This is a genomic window from Streptomyces coffeae, from assembly GCF_016741875.1.
Lineage (GTDB): Bacteria > Actinomycetota > Actinomycetes > Streptomycetales > Streptomycetaceae > Streptomyces > Streptomyces coffeae.
Map to the genome: position 1 here is coordinate 232,571 of NZ_JAERRF010000002.1, position 19,521 is coordinate 252,091.

Annotated in this window: 7 protein-coding genes; 5 read left to right on the forward strand and 2 right to left on the reverse strand. The window is 69.9% G+C overall.

Annotation, left to right across the window (positions count from 1 at the left end):
* Positions 1-20 precede the first annotated feature (20 nt).
* Positions 21-6,965, forward strand: a complete 6,945-nt coding sequence (locus JK363_RS03335; RefSeq protein ID WP_201871251.1) for a DEAD/DEAH box helicase — start codon at positions 21-23, stop codon at positions 6,963-6,965.
* A complete protein-coding gene (locus tag JK363_RS03340) occupies positions 6,962-9,238 on the forward strand; it encodes a UvrD-helicase domain-containing protein (protein WP_201871252.1) in 2,277 nt (758 codons plus the stop codon). Before JK363_RS03335 ends, JK363_RS03340 begins: the two co-directional genes overlap by 4 nt.
* Positions 9,239-9,301: 63 nt before the next feature.
* Here the strand turns inward: JK363_RS03340 and JK363_RS03345 are convergent, their stop codons facing one another.
* Both JK363_RS03345 and JK363_RS03350 read right to left on the reverse strand, forming a co-directional pair.
* Positions 9,302-11,854 carry a GmrSD restriction endonuclease domain-containing protein gene (locus JK363_RS03345; RefSeq protein WP_201871253.1) on the reverse strand — a complete coding sequence of 851 codons (2,553 nt, stop codon included), beginning with the start codon at positions 11,852-11,854 and terminating at the stop codon, positions 9,302-9,304.
* Between the two features lie 318 nt (positions 11,855-12,172).
* The gene (locus tag JK363_RS03350; RefSeq protein ID WP_201871254.1) at positions 12,173-13,849 is read right to left on the reverse strand and encodes an SWIM zinc finger family protein; all 1,677 of its coding nucleotides are present in this window, start codon (positions 13,847-13,849) and stop codon (positions 12,173-12,175) included.
* Between the two features lie 580 nt (positions 13,850-14,429).
* On the opposite strand from JK363_RS03350, the gene JK363_RS03355 reads away from it, so the two are divergent.
* From JK363_RS03355 to JK363_RS03365, 3 genes are all read left to right on the forward strand, one after another.
* Positions 14,430-14,975 carry a P-loop nucleotide/nucleoside kinase family protein gene (locus tag JK363_RS03355; RefSeq protein WP_201871255.1) on the forward strand — a complete coding sequence of 182 codons (546 nt, stop codon included), beginning with the start codon at positions 14,430-14,432 and terminating at the stop codon, positions 14,973-14,975.
* Between the two features lie 71 nt (positions 14,976-15,046).
* The gene (locus tag JK363_RS03360) at positions 15,047-17,677 is read left to right on the forward strand and encodes a penicillin-binding transpeptidase domain-containing protein (RefSeq protein WP_201871256.1); all 2,631 of its coding nucleotides are present in this window, start codon (positions 15,047-15,049) and stop codon (positions 17,675-17,677) included.
* A 291-nt stretch (positions 17,678-17,968) separates the two neighbouring features.
* Positions 17,969-19,501 (forward strand): APC family permease, encoded by a 1,533-nt coding sequence (locus tag JK363_RS03365; RefSeq protein WP_372444703.1) that lies wholly within the window; start codon positions 17,969-17,971, stop codon positions 19,499-19,501.
* Positions 19,502-19,521: the final 20 nt, after the last annotated feature.

Genomic DNA, 19,521 nt, shown 5'->3' on the forward strand with positions numbered 1-19,521 from the left:
GCATCGCAAGGGGGACCGTCGTGAAGCCCACCATGGCCGCCGCGCAGCTGCGCGGCAGTCTGACGCAGTACCTCACGACGACGTACGCCCTCGCGGACGAGGACACCCGAAGCGCCCTCGAACGCTTCCTCGGACACCCGGAGACCGGCATCTTCCGTGGGCCCTACCTGCGGATCAGGACACCGTTCCACCTCGCCGAAGACGGCTGGCAGCGGGACGTGGAGGGGGCTGCCGGATTCCCCGGGTTCGTGCCGTGGCGGCACCAGGCGAAGGCGTGGGCACGGCTGTCCACGCTGCGCGGTCCCGCTCAGCCGACGCTGGTGACGACCGGCACCGGCTCCGGCAAGACCGAGTCGTTCCTCATCCCCGTACTGGACCACTGCCGGCGGCGGAAGGCCGAGGGACGGGGCGGGGTCAAGGCCGTTCTGCTGTATCCGATGAACGCGCTCGCCACCGACCAGGCGGGGCGCATCGGGGAGTACCTGGCGCGGCCGGAGCTCGCGCAGGTCACCGCGGGCCTCTACATCGGCGACCGCCCCGACACCGACTTCCGGCGGGTGATGACACGCCGGGAGGAGATGCGGGTGTCCCCGCCCGACGTACTGATCACCAACTACAAGATGCTCGACCTGCTGCTGCAGCGCGGGGAGGACCGGAGCCTGTGGGAAGGCGCCGACCTCACCCATGTCGTACTGGACGAGTTCCACACGTACGACGGAGCCCAGGGCACCGATGTCGCGATGCTGTTGCGCCGGCTGGCCGCCGCCACCGGCGCGTCCCGGCCCGGCAGGCCGCTGGGGTCGATCTGCCCGGTGGCGACCTCGGCCACGCTCGGCGAGGGGGCGGCGGACAACGGGGCCGGGGGCGTCCTCGACGTGGCGGCGCGGGTGTTCGGGATGCCGTTCCCAGCGGAGGCGGTCATCGGCGAGGAGCGGATGACCGCCGATGAGTTCACCGGGTCCGTGGACTACGAGCTGGACGAGCCGCCCTCCCCGCAGGAGGTAGTGGCGGTGTCCGGCGGGCCGGACGTGGAGGCCCGCCCCGACCTGCTGGACCTGGACGCCCTCGCCACGAGGCTGCTGGGCCGCTCCGGGCTGGACGCCTTCCGTATCGGGCGGTTGCTGAAGCGGCACGACTTCACCCACGGCGTGCTGTCGCTGCTGAGCGGGGAGCCGCTGGACGAGTGGGCGCTGCGGGACCGGCTGGCCCGGTTCGGCTACTCCTGGGGGCGCACCGCGCGGGAGAACCCGCGGCTGGTGCTCCAGGCGCTGGGCCGGTTCGTGGCGCTGCTGTCGGCGGCTCGCGACCCGGAGTCCGATGAGCGCAAGCCCCGGCCGCTGCTGCACATCGAGGCGCATCTGTGGGTGCGACCCGTGACGCGAGTGCTGCGCGGGGTGGGGCGCACCCCGGAGTTCCGCTGGTACGAGGACGATCGGACCGCCGCCCGGCGGGCCGCCCTGAGTGCCGCGCCACCCGGCGACGAGGACCCGGACGCCTCGTCCGGGGGCTGGCCATCGTCCTCGGCGAGCAGGCCGCAGCCGCTGCCCGGTGCCGACACGGCGCCGCGCCCCGCCCAGGTGCACCTGCCCGCCGTGTACTGCCGCAACTGCGGGCGCTCCGGGTGGGCGGCGCTGTCCCCCGAGGCCGACCCCCAGCAGCTGGTGACAGCGCAGGACCGTATCTGGCGAGCCGCGGTGGGGCGGGACAAACGGCGCATCCGCTACTTCATCTCTGCCACCCAGGGCGAGCGGCAGCAGGCGCTCGACGCGCTGACCGGGGCGCGGCCCACGGACGGCAAGGGCGACCCGCTGTCGGTCGTGGTGCTGGACGGCGGCCAGGGCACCTACCGGCTGCCCACCGCCGGAGACGACGCCGAGCTCGTCGACGCCTGGTTCGCACGAGCCCTGCTCGACAAGAAGACCGCCGACCGCGCGGCGAAGGAGGACCGCTGCCCGGCCTGCCACACCGACAACAGCATCCGCTTCCTCGGCACGGCGCAGGCGGCCCTGGCCTCGGCGGCCGTGACCCAGCTGTTCACCGGCGGTGACATCGCGCTCGTGCCGGAAGAGCGCAAGACGCTGCTGTTCAATGACTCCACGCAGGACGCGGCGCATCGCGCGGGGTATGTCGCCAACGCCTCGTACAAGTTCTCGCTGCGTTCGCTCCTCGCCCACAATCTGGACGATTCGGGGGCGCCGACAGCGCTGAACGAGCTGATCGGCCATGTCCTGGACTCGGTGGACGACCCGGACGCGCTGGCCGCCGTGGTGCCCCCTGATCTGCACGACGAGCCGGGCGTCGACCGTCTGCTGTCCGGCCGTGGCACCGGCGACGCACGGACCTGGAAGCTGATCGGGGAGCGGCTGGCCTTCGCGACCGTGATGGAGTTCGGGCTGCGCAGCCGCATGGGGCGCACCCTGGAGCTGACCCGCACCGCGGCCGCCGAGGTCGTCGTGGCCGAGCCCGACCGCGTCACCGACCTCACCCGCGACCTGCATCTGTCCCTGCCCGGCCAGCTGCTGGTGGGAAGCGGCCTGCCCACGCCCGAGCGGTATCTGGCGTATGTGCGCGGGCTGCTGGAGCGGCTGCGGATGCGCGGCGCGGTACGGCACCGCTGGCTGGACGATTGGATCAAGGAAGGCGGTAGCAACCGCTACCTCATCTGGGGGCTCAGGCCGCCCGGCATGCCGGCCTTCCCCGAGGGGGTCGCGCCGCCGCGCTTCCTGCTGGACGGGCAGAAGGACCGGTCCGAGTTCGACGCGATCACGGGACGTCTGGGCTGGTACCAGGACTGGACCCGCAGGTGCCTGGGGCTGGACGCCGCGGGGGCCGCGGAGTATCTGCGCAGGCTGCTGCCCGCCCTCGCCAAGGAAGGTGTCCTGGCGGTGCGGACCACCCGGGATCGGCAGACCCGGGTCTACGGGCTTCAACCGGGGCACATCCAGGTGCGGCTGCTCGGCGACGCGGTCGTCAACAAGGCCTTCGTCAGCTGCGAGGACTGCGGCTGGCAGCAGGTCGTAGCGCCCGAGCGGCGCACGCGCTGGTACGGGCATCCCTGCCCCAGGTACCGCTGCGGGGGGCGGCTGACCGCGCCACAGCCGGGCATGCCCCGCAACGGAGCGGGACTCCCCCACCTGGGCGGCGCCGTGCAGGAGCGGGACTACACCGGCGACTACTACCGCCGCCTCTATCTGACGGGCGGCACGTTCCGTGTCGTCACCGCCGAGCACACGGGCATGCTCAGCCGCCCGGAGCGGGAGCGGGTCGAGCGCACCTTCAAGGCCGGGACGCACTACACCGACCCCAATGTGCTGTCGTGCACGCCGACACTGGAACTCGGCATCGACATCGGCGATCTGTCGGCCGTACTGCTCGGCTCCCTGCCTGCCGGGCCGGCCAACTACGTACAGCGCGCCGGACGGGCCGGACGGCACACGGGCAACGCCCTGGTGGTCGCCTTCGGTGGACGCAAGGCTCGCGACCTGTACTACCTGGACGAACCGACAGAGATGATCTCCGGGACCATCCTGCCGCCGGGCTGCTACCTGTCCGCGGTGGAGATCCTGCGCCGCCAGTACACGGCCCGGCTGCTGGACCTCGCGGCCCGTGGCGACCTGAGGACCTCCGACGGCGAGGTGCTGGCGCCGCTCCCCCGGCTGTCGTCGGCCCTGTTCGGGACCAGCGGATGGTGCCAGGACCTGGCCGATGCCGCGCAGACCCGCGGCGCCGAACTCGTCGAGGAGTTCCTGGCCCTGTTCCCCGACGGCAGCGGCGGGCGGGACCCCGACAGCTCCGACAGCGCGGGCGTCTCGGCGTACGCAGCTGAGGAGCTGAGGGCGTATGCGACCGGCGGCATCGTGCGCGCCCTCCAGGAGGCCGAGGAGGACTGGACGGGGCGGCGCGAGGAGCTGCGGCGCAGAATCGCCGCGATCGACGAGGCCGCGGGACATCTGGCGCGGTCTGACGAGACGCAGAACCGGGAGCGGCGCGAGTTGCTGGCCGAGCGCCGCAGCGCCGGGGACCTGCTCCGGGAGCTGAGCCAGTCGAGCGCCCACGCCACTCTGGTGGAGCTCGGTCTACTGCCCAACTACAGCCTGACCGACACCACCACGCAGCTGGAAGCGACGCTGTACTGGTCCGAGGCTCCGGACGAGGAGGACGACGCACAGGAGGCGGAGACCGAGAAGGGACCTCCCCGCAAGATCTACCGCAGTGAGACGCGGGACTACGAGCGGTCCCGCAAACTGGCACTCACCGAACTGGCCCCCGGTAACAGCTTCTACGTCAACGGCTACCGCCACGTCGTACGCGCCCTCGACATCGGCAGCCCCGATCGCAGGGCCTGGTCGGTGTGGCGACTTTGTCCCGCTTGCGGCTATGTGCGCACCGAGCACGAGGGCGCCGAGAGCAACACCGACCCGTGCCCGCGCTGCGGCGGGCGGGAGATCGCCGACGCGGGCTGCGTGCAATACGTACTCCAGCCGAGGCGGGTGTTCTCCCGCGACAAGCGGGACGACGCCCGGGTGCGGGATGACCGCGACGAGCGGGACCGCAAGCACTACGCGGTCCTCACCACTGTCGACATCGATCCCGACCGGCTCGCCCCCGGTTCCTGGCGGCACGACTCCGCGGTCTTCGGAGTGGACTTCACCCGCCATGCGAAGATCCGGACGCTCAACCTGGGGCTGGACCGCGAGGACGGCAGCAGCACGGTGCCCCTGGCGGGACAGGACGTGCGGATCAACCCGTTCTTCGTCTGCACCAGTTGCGGCGGGGCGACGGCCGACGGGCGCCCCGTGGTGGACGTGGAGCAGCACGCGCTGACCGAGTCGGGAGCGGCGAGCACCCCGGCCGCGAGGCACCATCTGCTGTGGTGCCCGCGTCGCCGTATCAGGGGATCCACGACCGGCGCGGACAGGCAGGGCAGGGGGCAGGACGTGCCGCTGCTGCTCGCGCACGAGCTGACCACGGAGGCAGTGCGCATCCTGCTGCCCGCGTCGATGGCCAGGGTCAAGCAGCGACTTGCCTCGTTCACCGCCGCGCTGTTCGCGGGCATAGCGGCACGCTACGGCGGCGATCCCGACCACATCGACATCGCCGAGGCGACGATGCCCGACCACGCGGGCGGCATGGGTGCGGACTGGCCGAGGCGCTTCCTCGTCGTCTACGACCGGCTGCCCGGCGGCACCGGATACCTGCACCGGCTGGCATCCGCCGACGGCTTCCGGGAAGTGCTTCTCAAAGCGCGCGAGGTCATCGAGGAGTGCGATTGCCGCGAGAAGGGTCTCGACGGCTGCCACCAATGCCTGCTCCGGCGGGTTCCGGCCGCCGACTACGACAAGGTGAGCCGCAACGAGGTCCGGCAGATGCTGGACGACCTGCTCGGCGCGGACGGCGAGCGCTGGCAGACCTCGCCGGTCGCGACGACACGGCACATCCCGTTGCAGCGGCAGGCCGAGAGCGACCTAGAGGTCCTGTTCGTCGACACGCTCCAGGACTGGGCCAAGCTTGCCGAGTCCAAGGCCGCCGCGGACACGTACACCACATCGGCGGGCACGTACGCCCTCGATCTGCGGCTGACGGCGGCGGACGGCACGACGGTGAGCTGGCGCGTCTCCCAGCAGCGCGCGCTGGACGGCACCCGGCCCGATTTACTCCTCGAACGGCTCGACGCCCCCGGCCCGCGTGTGGCCCTGTATCTCGACGGCTACGCCTACCACGCCACCCGCGAGCACAACCGGCTCGCCGACGACGCCATGAAGCGGACCAGGCTCAGGGCCGAGGGTCTGCGGGTGTTCCAGCTGACCTTCCATGACGTCAAGGAATGGCAGCAGCGGGTCAAGGACACCGGGTACGCGGCAGTGGGGCCGAGCGATCCGGTGTGGGAGCCGTACGGCACGAACGGCCGGAAGCGCGCCCGTGACTACTACGAGCGTGTGGGCCGGGGTCTGCCCGGCGAGCTGGCTGAAACGATGTGGGTCAATCCGGCCCAGCTGCTCCTGGCCTATCTGCGTGCCCCGGAACCCGGGCGCTGGCAGCGGCGGGCGGAGGCGGTGGCCGCGGGCCTGAGCGGGACCGACGGCGTCCGTGCCGCCGCCCTCGTCGGTGACGGCGTCGGCGAGGGCATCCGGGAAGCGCTGCGCGGCGGCGCTCCCTCCGGGGCCGCCGGGCCGGTACGGCTGCTGTCCGGCCCGGACACATCGGGCTGCCGCCTCGTGCTGGCCGCTGACGGCAGGCGCACACCGCCGGTGTGGACGGGGCTCACCGTCCTGGACGACGGCGACGCGGCCCTGGCCGACGAGCAGGTGCACAAACGGCGCTGGCGGGCCTGGCTGTACTGGAGCAATGTGCTGCAGTTCCTGGAGCACGGCGGCGGGGACAGCGCCCAGCTGACGACGAGCATGCTCGATGGTTTCGCCACCGAAGCGCTCATCGTGACGGGCGGAGTGGGCTGGCTGACGTCGACGCGCATCCCGGTACCGGCACAGGCGGAAGAGCCCGCCGTCCCCATCGTCGCCGCACCGGCCGTGCCCGCTCCCACCCGTGGTGAGGAAGTCCCGCCCCGGTCCGAGGCGGGCGAAGCGACCACGGATACCGGTCCGAAGCGGGACCCCGGCTGGGACCGGGTCATCGAATACCTCGATCCGGAGGAGCCGGGGCTCGCCGGCCTCGCGCACGCGCTGGCGGGCGCGGGTGTGCCCGCGCCCCGGGACGGCTACGAATTGGACGGGCATGGGTGGCAGGCCGAACTGGCCTGGCCCGACGCACGTATCGGAGTGGTCCTGGCACCCCGCGTGGACCGCGACGAGCCGGACCACGAGGCAGCGGACCGGGACAAGGCGTTCGCGGCCGCGGGCTGGGAGGTCCGCACCGCCACGGCTTGGGGCGGGGCGCGGCTGATCGCCCGCCTCACCGGCCAGGAGCAGAACAGCACGGTCACCAGGGACGGGGAGTCGAAGCGATGAACACCTCGGGCGTCACTCTGCGCCTACTCGACAAGGCTGACAAGGAGATCCTCAAGCTCCCCCGTACGGTCAAGGGCGCGTTCTTCGACTTCCAGCACAAGTTCAAGACCAACCCGCACACCGCCGGGCTCAAACTCCAGCAGCTCAAGGGCGACAGCAGGTTGTGGTCGGCGAGGGTCAGCGACGAGTACCGCGCACTGCTGCTGCGGCTCGCCGAGGACGACTGGCTGATCGTCTCCGTCAAGCACCGCAAGGACGTCTACGACCGGCTGTCGTACGGCGTCAACCAGGTCACCGGCGGTATCGAGTACGTGGACCTGGAGGTGGTGGAGGACAGCGTTCTGCGCCGTCTGCCGACTCCGCCCTCCTCCAAGCCCGCACCCGATGCGGCCGAGGCGCCCGCCCCGCCCGAGTCGGCACGGTCACTGTTCGCCGACTGGACCGACGAACAATTGCTGGACCTGGGCGTCGCCGAACCTCTGCTTCCGGTCATCCGCACGCTCACCACCGAGGACCAGTTGCTCGGTCTGGTCGAGTACGCGCCGCAGCTCACCGGCGAAGTACTGCTGTCGTTGTTCGACGGGGCGTCGTACGACGACGTCCTCGATCAGGTGACGAAGCCCGTGGCCACCGCCGAGCCGGTCGACCCGGAGGACTTCGAGGCAGCCGTACAGCGTCCGGCAACGGTCGTCACCACGACGGACGAAGCCCTTCGGGAGGCCCTGGAAAGCGGTGACTTCGGCCGCTGGAAGGTCTTCCTGCATCCCACTCAGGCCAAGCTGGTCGAACGACGCTACAAAGGCCCCGCCCGGGTGGGCGGCGGCCCCGGTACCGGCAAGACCATCGTCGCGCTGCACCGGGTACGGCATCTCGTGCGGGAGCTGTCCCCCGGCCGCGACAAACCCGTCCTGCTGACGACCTACAACAAGAACCTCGCCGCCGACCTGCGCTCCCGGCTGCTGGAACTGGGTGGTGAGGAATTGCTGGCCCGGGTCGAGGTGAGCCACGTCGACCAGCTGGCGCTGCGGATCGTCCGGGAAGCCGAACCCGGCAACGGCAAGCAGACCATCGACGACAGCCAGGCGGTACGGGAATGGCGTGCGCTGCTCGACGAGCTCGGGGAGAACACCTGGGATCCGGAGTTCCTGCACGAAGAGTGGACGCAGGTCATCCTCGGGCAGGCGGTCGGCACCCGCACCGACTACTTCCGTGCCCGGCGTGCCGGTCGCGGCAGGAACATCGGCCGCGCTGAGCGCGCCGAGATCTGGCAGCTCGCCGAACGCTTCACCCAACGGCTCGACCGTCTCGGACGGCAGACCTGGGACCAGGTGGCCGAGCGCGCCGCCCGACTGGAGATGGGCCGTGAGCAGCGCATCCTCGGCACCGCCCGGCAGCGGGAAGAGGCGGGCGGCCTCGACAACGTCCACCTGGCGGACGGCTCGGGAGGTTGGCTGCGCTACCGGTACCGGCACATCGTCGTGGACGAAGCCCAGGACCTGCGGCCCGCCCACTGGAAGATGCTGCGCGCGATGACTCCCCGTGCGGCGGACGACCTGTTCCTGGTCGGCGACACCCACCAACGCATCTACAAGAACCAGGTGACGCTCGGCAGTCTGGGCATCCATATCCGCGGCCGGTCCTCGAAGCTGAGCCTCAGCTACCGCACGACTCGGCAGATTCTGCACTCCGCCCTAGGCGTGCTAGGAGAAACCAAGTACGACGACCTCGACGGCAGCGAAGAGAACCTGGCCGGCTACCGGTCGGTGCTCAGCGGCGGCCGACCGTCCGGGCATCCGTTCCCCGATTGGGCCTCCGAGCGTGAGGGCATCGCCGCGCTCATCAAGGAGTGGGGCGCGGCTATGGAGCCGAGCACTCCGCACGAGCAGATCGCGATTTGTGTTCCGACCAACCGGATGGCGGCAGAGGTGGGCTACACGCTCAAGTTGCACGGCATCCACTCGGTCGAGATCCGCTCCGACGGCCCGCACGGCACCAGCGGGGTGCACATCGGCACCATGTTCCGGTTCAAGGGACTGGAGTACCAGCGGATGATCATCGCTGGCGTGACGGATGGTCTCGTACCCCGTGAAGCCGTCAACGCGTTGCGCAATACGGACCCCGTGAGATATCGGCACGAGATCCAGCGCGCCCGTTCCCTGCTGTTCGTGGCGGCCACCCGGGCACGAGACACAGTGGATCTCTTTTGGCACGGATCACCCAGCCCATTTCTGAGCTCCTCACTGACAGACGCACAGGAGAGAATCGGCCGATAAATTTCGACGAGGCCAGTGCCGAGTGGAGGAATAAGGCTGCCGCCCCCGAATGCTCGCCATACATCACAGGCTCTGTTGACGGAACCATTCCAGCGCCTCGGCAAACCGCACCAGCCCACCGCCGCGCAGGACGCCCAGCGCAAAGCTCGGCCGTCGCCGGGGCAATTCCGCATCGGGGACGGTCAACGTCACTCCAGGAATCGCCCAGATCCGGTCACGGAGTTCCGCGAGTAGCCCTGGCCTGGTGAAAGGCTCCCGCCTCGCCAAGTGCGCGAAGACGACTTCGACGACCCCCGATCGCGGATAGATGCTCACGGGCCATATCGCACCCTGCGAGCCGCTTCCCTCGCGGAGCATCGGCGCACAGCTCGTCTCCTCGGCGGCACCGTATCCAAGCCACCCCCCATCCGCCTCCCACTTACGCAGCAGGGTCAGCAGCCCATCGGCGAGGTCGGGTTGGTGAGCGCTGAGCAACCTGCCGAAGTTCTCCGCACGGTCAGTGATAGTACCCTCGGCCTCGGATGCTGCCGCGGCCTCCTCTTCCGCCTCACGGGGCCTGTCAAGACCGGCTAGATCGGCCAGCTCTTCCGTGGTCAGCTTCTGTTCAGGGTCGGCCACCGCGCCGTTGAAGCGGACGCCCTCACGCTCGAGCGCCTCCCGCTGGGTCTCCTTACGGCCGTCGAGCCAGGCGAAGTCGGGCGAAGACGTGCCGTTGGCCCGAAGCACCCGATGGGCGTTGGGGACATCGGTGCGGGTGGCCAGATAATTTCCCACAGTCTGGGGAGAGCCGGCTCCGGTCACTGCGGCGAGGTCCTTGTATGTGGTCCACTTGCCGGAGGGCAGGGCCGCCAGCACCTTCCTCAGCCGCAGCCACTCCGAGCGCTCACCGGACTGGCCGTCGTCACCCGCAACGGGCCCGGGCCACATGCGCACCGCGCGATCGGCGAGCCGGTCGGCGCGGCTGAGAATCTCCTTCCTCCCCCAGCGTTCGGTGGCGGCGATCTCCCGGTTCATCCGCAGGGCGCTCTGATCAAAGATCTGCTGCTTGCGCTCGTAGGGATGGTTGGACAGGCGTGTGTTCTCACCAGTGAGGGTCAGATTGCCCAGAGTGTGAACCAGCGTCTCGTGCAGTTCCTCTGCCCGCTCCCCCTCCTCGGTGTCCTCGGCGAGCATGGCGAGCCATTCCTGTCCGGCCCGCTGCGGAAGTACGTGCTCGATGGTCGCCCAGGCCTGCGAGAAGTCGACCGGCTCCGGAGCCATGTAGTCCTCCTCGAACCGCCTGAGCACGTAGGCGCGGTGGCGGCTGCTGCCCTGCCAGTAGAAGGGCTGGGTACGGATCGCCTCACGCAGGTCCTCGTCCCGTGGCCACCCCCGCCGCAGGCCGGACAGGTAGCGGCGTACCGCCTCCGGCAGCGAACGGTCCCGCTCAATACCTGAAGGCAACGTGGCCAGAATCTGCCGAACGCTGTGCGACGGTTCCCGACAGATCATGCGCCGGACCAGGAAGCTCTCCACAAAACTGAGCGCTTCGACGGCCTCCCTGGGCTCGACCGTCCCACGATCCACTCGGTCCAGAACATGGAGTGCCGGAGGAAAGTGGGCTTCCCCGCCCCACTGGACAAGACGCTGCAGCACCGCGCGCAACTCGACGTCGGGCTCGCGCTCGGGCTCGAAGACCCGCATGAGCAGGTAGCCAAGGCGCCGGAGACGAGCCAGATCGTCCCGTAGCCCTTCCTCATCGGAAGCAGCGACGATCCTGCCCATCCGCCGTTGTTGCCCCTGGTAGACCTCGCTTATGGTGACCCGCGACTGTCCCTGCAGAACGAGGTCCAGCCACGCCAGAGTGGTCAGTTGCTCCGGCCCGAGTTCCGTCTGCAGGGGAAGCCATATCTTGTCGTACACGTGCTCTCCCAAACGCGGGAGCTGCATGAACACATAGTTGCGCAGAAGGTCGGCCTGGCTCAGCGGCTTGCCAGTGTTGTTCAGGGACTCGAAGATTCGAAAGGCGTTGTCCTGTGGCCCGGCGGTGATCGTCACCAGCGTAAGCCGGTGTCGCAACGCCTGGTCGATGTGACGAACGGTGTCCCACTCCCCGGCAGGGTCATACTCGGCGAGCGCCGCCAGGAAGAACCGGTAGGCGACGCCGATACTGTCGTCCCCGCCCGCCTGGGGATCGTTGTCCACACACGCGAGGTACGAAGGCCGATCGGCCTGTGTCGGGAGCAGGCGATAGGCGTCGAGGCCACCGTAGTCCTCTTCGTTGATCAGGTACCGGCGGTGAATGAGATCGGCCTTGACCTTGTCGAACGTCCGCACGTGATCACGAAGGGCGCAGGCAAGCAGCATCAGCGTGGTCAACCGCTGCTGACCATCGATGACGACCCAGCGTTGCACGGTGTCGGGCATGGGCGGGCGAGGATCGAGCACCAGCGAGCCGAGGAAATGGCCGCTGGGTGCCTGTGATGCGTCTGAGCCGCCCGTCGCTTGCTCCACCAGGTCGTCCCACAGCCGTTGATGGTCGTCGACATCCCAACTGTAGGTGCGCTGATACAGCGGAACCTGAAACTGGTTGTCCCCCTGTATCAGCCGCTCGAAGGTTGTCTCCCGTGCTTCCACCGATCCTCCGCCTCCCCCTGCGTCGGGACCTTCCGCCTGGCGTCCCCAAGGCTGACAACCTAACGAGAATGCATCGCGGGAGCAGAGCTGCCTGTGCATTTTCGGGGTTACTCCGCCACCTTGGCCAAAACCCGTGATATGCCCGGCAGGTGGGCACGTACGGTCCGCGGACGCCGGACATTCGGCCACGCCGATGGAACTACCGAGCCAGCCGGAAAACCGTCTGAATCAACAGCTCACCGCCCCGGCCAACGGCTCCACGCGTCCCCATGTGCTGCGTCCCCCGCCGAGCGCGGCTTTCGCTCGACCGGCCGGGCTTCACAGGCCGTGCTGGTCAAGGAGTCGCATCAGATTGCGTTTGCGCTTCTGGCCGGCGCGCAGGGCGGTGAGGTACGTGGTGAACTCATCCGGGGTGCCCAGGCGGCGGTGGCAGTCGCGGATGCTCAGCAGCAGGCTGACGAGCTCCTCGTAGACCGCGTTGCCGGTCTGCTTGGTCAGCGGTTCGGTCAGGCGCAGGTAGACGCCGAGCGCGTCGGCGGGGCGGGCGGCACGGGCTTGGTCGGCGAGCGTGAGCCACTGCCGATCGTCGGCGCCGGTGTTGGTGGCGGCCTCCCAGGCGGCGTCGACGTCCTTGTCGTCGAGCAAAGCGTCGACCAGGACGGAGCCGCCGTACCAGCCCTGTTGCCGCCGCCCGGCATCAGCACGCAGCAGGGCCAGCGCCCCCTCACGCTCGGCCGGCCAGCAGTCCGCGGCCCGGGCGGCGGCTCGCAGTTGCTGGTACGCGAGCAGGGTGCGGCGGGCCCCGAAGTGGTCGCGGCGCAGGGAGATGGCATCGGGGAGCCGGTGCGCCTGCGCGTAGCGGTCGCAGAGGTAGTCGACGAGGGCGGTGTCGACGGCAGCGAGGTCCCGGGCGTTCTGGATGCCGCGTTCCGCCCAGCCCAGGGCCTCGTCCGGGCGCTGGGCGGTGTCCAGCTCGCGGGCGATGACCAGGTGCGTGTGGCCGTTCGGTGAGAGGTCGGCCGCATGCAGGGCGATCACCGCGTCGACGTCGCCTCCCGCCTTGGCCAAACGCTCCATCAGGTACTTCTCCGCCCAGCCGCGGCGGTTGCTCTGCCACGCCTCGACCGCCAGCTTCCGCAGGACGGCCATCCCCTCTCCGCCGAGGACGTCCTCGTAGTCGAGCGGATCGATGTCCGTGAGGCCATCGTCCAGGTCGCCGAGCGCATGGCTGACCAGCCAGCGCGCGAGCTCCTCAGGGTCGGGGCGTGCCGCACGGCACGCTTCGAGGTGAGCGTCGACGAGGTCCGCAGCGACCTGCCCGAACCAGCCGTCGGAGTCGTCGACGTTCTCCGCGGCCTCGGTCAGCAGCCGCATCGCCTCCTGCGCCAGGGTGATCGCGTCGCCGGCCCGACCCGCACCGGTGAGCGCGCCGATCGCGGACACCGCCTGCCCGGCCTGGTCGGCGTAGGCGCGAGCATCGGCGTACTCGACGTACCCGTACTGCGCGAACGGTGAGATGTCCAGCAGATCGCGGATACCGACGCGGACCGCGGCGAGATCGCCGCAGGCACTCGCGGCCCGAAGCTCCAGGCGGCGCCGCAACTGCCGGTCCTCGCGGACTTGCTCCCGCACCAGAGCCAGCAACTCGTCCTTGGACAGGCCGGACAGCCACCCGTCAAGGTCCTGCGCACGGTCCCGGGCCGCCTTCCGCTGCCGCGGCAAACTCTCCCGCTGGGCGAGCACTGTCAGACCGAGGGCAACCAGATGCTTGCAGAAGTTGCCCTCCATACCGTACGGGCAGTCACACTCGCCGGACAGCCCACCGGGCCCGTCCAGCGTCAGCTCCACCTCGTACCGCTCCGTGCCGTGGACCCGCGCGGTAACCCAGCCGTCACCGACCTCGACCCCGGATACCGCTTCCAGGTAGCCGAGCCCGCGCTCGTAGGAACGGGGACCGGCCAGCATCTTGAGGTTCGCCTCAGTGAGGCCACGCATGATTCTTCCGCTCTGCTGTGGTTTGCACTTGGCGCTCGGCCAGCCTAGGGGGCCGCGGGTCTGCCGACGAGTTCGGCGGGTTGACCTCCAACTCGTGCAAATCCCCAAGGCGGTCAGCCGGTGAACACCTCCAGACGCGCGGTGCACGAGGCCAGGCCACGGCTACCGGCACCGGCTCGCACCTGACCGAGAGTCCCCGGCAGTGCAGTTCCCGGATGTGTTCGGCGGCCTTCTGCGGAGTATGTCGGCGGTGACGAGCACCCGGCTTCCAGGTTCCTGCTCGCTCCGGATTCAGTGAGATCCGCGCTGGCGACGGCGAGTTCGGCATGCTGCTGCCGGGCACGCCCGTGCCCGCGCGCAGGGGCCGATAGAGCGGTAGGTGGTGGCGGGCCGCATAGATCATCTCGCACCACAACCGGTCTGCCTTCTTCTGCTCCGGGTAAGGACTGGTCGCTGCGGTTCGGTGGGCCTCAACTCACCTGGACGACTGACTCGATAGCCAGCTCGGCTTCCGCCTTCCAGGTGCTCTCCCGTCTCCATGTACCGGACCCTTCGCTCGTGATGCGACTAGGCTCGCCAGGTGATCATCTGGCTGAACGGCACCTTTGGCGCGGGAAAGACGACCACATCCCGCGAGTTGGTCGAACTCCTCCCCGAGGCGAGGATCTTCGACGCCGAACAGGTCGGCTACATGCTCCGGCACGTGGAAAATCTCCCGCAGCTGGGGAACTTCCAGCACTGGCCTCCATGGCGCCACCTGGTCGTGGAGACGGCTTCCCAGCTCCTCGATTACGTCGGCGGAATCCTCGTGGTCCCTCAGTCGATCCTCATCGAGGAGTACTGGAGAGAGATCCGCGCCGGGCTGGAAAAGATCGGCATTCCGGTCCACCACTTCGTGCTCCATGCCGATCACGACACCCTCACTGAGCGGATCGAAACGGACAGCGAAACGAATAGTCAGTTCCCCGGGGCTCGCCAGTGGCGGCTTGACCACCTCGCCGCTTACCAGGAAGCCCTGCCCTGGCTCAGCCGGGAAGGCAACGTCATCGACACCACACAGGGCGACCCCGCTCACGTTGCCCGACTGATCACGGAGACCGCGTCGGTCGACGGCCGACACCACTGAGACGCCACTAATATGAGTCGCCGTCACGGCAGTTCATGAGCCGTGAGCTGCCGCCGAGGGGGACAAGGCCAGTGGACGCATGGGGCGGGGGCGAGCCCACAGAGATCGCCGGGTATCGCGTACGGGGCAGGCTGGGCGTCGGGGGGATGGGCGCCGTGTATCTCGCGTACAGCCGCGGCGGCCAGCCCGTGGCGCTCAAGGTGATCCGCGACGAGTACGCCCAGGACCAGGAGTTCCGGCGACGGTTCGCGCGTGAGGTCGACGTGGCGCGGCGGGTGCAGGGGCCGTACACGGCGCCCGTGCTGGACAGTGACACCGACAGCGCGCGCCCCTGGCTCGCCAGCGCGTACGTCGCCGGGCCCGCCCTGAGCACGGCGGTGAACGAGTACGGGGCACTGCCGCCGACCACCGTGCTCCAGTTGGTGGCCGGGGTGGCCGAGGCGCTTCAGTCGATCCACCGGGCCGGGCTGATCCACCGTGATCTGAAACCGTCCAACGTGCTGCTGGCCTCCGACGGGCCGCGCGTCATCGACTTCGGTATCGCGCGTGCCATGGACGCCACGGCGCTGACCGGGCCGGACGTACGGCTGGGCACGCCCGGGTACATGGCGCCGGAGCAGATCGCGGGACGGGATGTCACCCCGGCATTGGACGTCTTCGCCCTCGGCCTGCTGGCCCATTTCGCCGCCACCGCCGCGCACCCCTTCGGGGAGGGCCCGTCGCACGCGCTGCTGTACCGGATCGTGGCCGAGGAGCCGGACCTCACCGCCTGCCCGGATGTGCTGCGCGGACTGGTGGACCGTTGTCTGGCGAAGGATCCCGGAGACCGCCCGACGCCCGCCGAGGTGATCGAGATCTGCCGGGAGCTGGCCGGTGAAGGGTTGCTGGAGCGCGACTCCCGGGGGTGGCTGCCCGAGGCGGTGGCCGGGCATGTGGCCCAGCAGGAGCGGCGGCGGCCGGACGCGCCAGGCCCCGCCTCCCCGGCCCCGGCCCCGGCCCCAGAGAGTCACTTGCCGGGCGATCGGACACCGGACAGCCGGACACCGGGTGTGCGGCCTCCCGGCCCCCGGGGCGCCGAGGACCGTTCTCCGGACCCCCGTGTTCCGCACTCCTCACCCGCCGTGGCCCGGCCCAGCGCCTCGCCCGCGCCTCCCTCCCACGCGCCGTACGCTCCGGTGCCTCCGGTGCCTCCGGTGCCTCCCGTGCCTCCCGCCCGGACGCCACAGCGGTCCCGGGCGCGCGTCACGCTGGCGGTGCTGGCTGCCCTGGCGGTGATCGGCGGGACCGTGTTCACCGTCGCGAAGCTCACGGGCGACGACGGTACGGACAAGGGCACCGGCGCCAAGGGCGGCTCCACGGGGAGCGGGAAGGGGAGCGCGAAGAAGAGCGCGACCCCCCGTTACGACCGCCCCCTCGGCAACATCATCGTGGGCGGCAAGCCGGTGACCGGTTCGCAGCACACCGACAGCGACCGCTTCCCGTACAAGCGCACGTACACCGACGGCGCGCTCTACTACCCCGTGACCGGCTACGCGTCCCAGTCCTTCGACGCCGCCGGGATCGAAAAGCTGTACCAGGGCGTTCTCAACGGCACGGAGGACGGCCTGAAGGCTCCGGGCAACGTCGTCACGACCGTGGATCCGGCGGTGCAGAAGGCGGCGTACGAGGCTCTGGGGGACGCCAAGGGCGCGGCCGTCGCCATCGATCCGTCGAACGGCGAGGTCCTCGGGATGGTGAGCACGCCGTCGTACGACCCGTCGACGTTCTCCGGGAGCACCGGCGACGACCTGAGGGCCTGGAAAAAGGCCAACAGCGACAAGAACACCCCGCTGCTGAACCGCGCGTTGAGGAACACCTACTCACCGGGCGCGACGTTCGAGCTGGTGGTGACGGCGGCGGCGCTGGAGAACGGTCTGTACGACTCGATCGACGAGGCCACGGAGAGCCCCGAGCCGTACACCCTCCCGAGCACCGCCACGGCGGTACGGAACGAGGGCGGCACGGGGCACTGCAAGAACGTCAGCCTGCGGGTCGCACTGCGCGAGTCCTGCAACACCGTCTTCGCGAAGCTGGCTTCCGACCTCGGGGAGAAGAAGCTGAGGCGCATGGCGGAGAAGTTCGGGTTCAACGACGAAGAACTCCTGGTGCCGGTCAAGGCCGCCGAAAGCGCGTACCCGAGCGGCGCGGACCGGGCCCACACCGCGCTCTCCGGCCTCGGTCAGGCCGATGTGAAGGCGACCCCGCTCCAGTTGGCGATGGTGTCGGCGGCGCTGGAGAACGACGGCAAGCTGGTCGCGCCCCACCTGGTCTCGCGGGTGACGGACGCCGAGGGCAAGACCCTGCGCAAGGGCTCGGACCCCGCCACCACCCAGGTGGTGAGCGCGAAGACGGCGGGCGCGCTGCGCTCGGCGATGGCGGACGTCATCGCCCGGGGCGCGGGCCGAGCGGCTCGTGTCAGCGGCGCCGACCTCGGCGGCCAGCCCGGCACGGCCCACGGCGGTACCGCCGGCGGTACGACCGAGGCGCAGACCCGTTGGTTCACCTCGTACGCGCGGAGCGGTGGGGGCGGCGGCAAGCGGGTGGCGGTCGCGGTGGTCGTGGAGGACGGCCAGAGCGGGGACGGTCAGGGCGGGGACGGTCAGGGCGGGGACGGTCAGGCGGCCGGGATCGCCAAGCGGATCATGCAGGCGGCGATCGGCTGACCGGTGGGCACGGCGAGGCCCTCCCGGGCCGGGGGTGACGCTCTGTCCACCACCCCCCACCCCCATTCCCCAATGAACCAGACATACCTTCCAGTAACTTCCTTCTATGTATACAACACTGCGAAAAGTCATGCGTGTTGATAACATTCGGCCGCCCAGGGTTCGGATTCAGCCACTTCTGATCCCTCGACCCCGGTGAGCTCCGCGGCACCACCGTGTCCTGTCGCTCGAAGTTGGTCCTTTCCCCTTCGCGAGGCCGCAAGGCCGAATTCGCCCCGAAAGTCCACACTCATGAGCTTTCAGTCCGCAGCCACCCCCTCCGACAGCCGTCCCGTCCCCGACCACCGTCCCGTCCCCGACCACCGCCTCGCCTCGGACGTCCTCGGCCGGTTCGACGCCCTGGTCATGGCGGTGGCCGGTACCGCGCCCGCCTACTCCCTCGCCGCGACCACCACCGCCCTCATCGCGACCGCCGGATCCGCCGGCCCCGCCGCGCTGTTGTGGTGTGCGATACCGATGCTGGGGATCGCGTTCGCCTTCAGCTACCTGGGGCGGGTGGATGTGAACGCCGGAGCCAGCTACTCGTGGGTGGGCCGGACGCTCCATCCCGCGCTGGGGTTTCTCAGCGGGTGGGCGCTGGTGGTGTCGGCCACCGTGTTCATGGTGGCCGGATCGCTGCCCGCCGGAACCGCCACCCTCTCGTTGTTCGCCCCGGACCTCGCCGACAGCACACCGCTGGCCACGGCCGTCGGGGCGGGCTGGTTCCTGCTGATGGCGGGGCTGGTGGTGATGGGGGCGAGGATCACCGCGCACGCACAATGGATCATGACAGGCGTCGAATTGGCGATCCTGCTGTTCGTCGGCGTCGTCGCGCTCGTCCGCGGGGGCGCGGGGCGGGCCTTCGACTGGTCGTGGCTCGGGCTCGGGCACTTCGACGGCGCCCAGGGCTTCGCCGCCGCCGCGCTGCTGGCGGCGTTCTACTTCTGGGGCTGGGATGTGACCGCCAACCTCAGTGAGGAGACCCGCAACAGCCGGCGCACCTCGGGTCTGGGCGGGCTGCTCGGTGTGGTCATGGCGTTCCTGATCTTCGAGATGATCACGATCGCGGTCAACACTGTGCTGACCGCCCGCCAGATCGACCACGGAGACACCCAGATCCTGACCCTGCTGGGCGATGCCGTACTGCCCGGCTGGGGCGGCAAGGCCATGATCCTTGCGGTGATCCTCTCCACCGTCGCCACCCTGGAGACCACGCTCATCCAGGTGACCCGGTCGCTGTTCGCCATGGGCCGCGACAACACCCTCCCCGCGGCGCTCGGCCGTTCGCATCCGACCCGCCGGACGCCCTGGGTGGCCACCGCGACCGTCGTGGTGGTCGCGCTCGCGCTGTTCATCGGCTCCAACGCACTCGGCTCCGTTGGCACGATCATGTCGTCGGCGCTGGAGGCGATGGGCCTCCAGATCTGTGTGTACTACGCCCTCGCGGGCTTCGCCGTGGTCGTCGCCTACCGCAAGCTGCTGCTGCGGTCCTTCGGCACCTTCTTCTTCGTCGGGGTGTGGCCGCTGGCGGGCGCCGTCTTCATGAGCTGGGTGTTCTGGAAGTCCCTCCCCACCCTGGACACCACCACACTGGCCGTGGGGCTGGGCGCGCTGGGGCTCGGTCTGCTGCCGATGGCGTACTACTGGATGTCCGGGACGCCCTTCTACCGGCGCGGGCCGCGGCTGGACGCCCGGGTGGCACAGGAGATGGACGACAAGTTCGGCACGGGTCTGGAGACCGCGCACACGGGCCCTCGTGGCGGGGGCATGCTCACGGACCTCTGAGGGCGACGGCACTCCCGTCG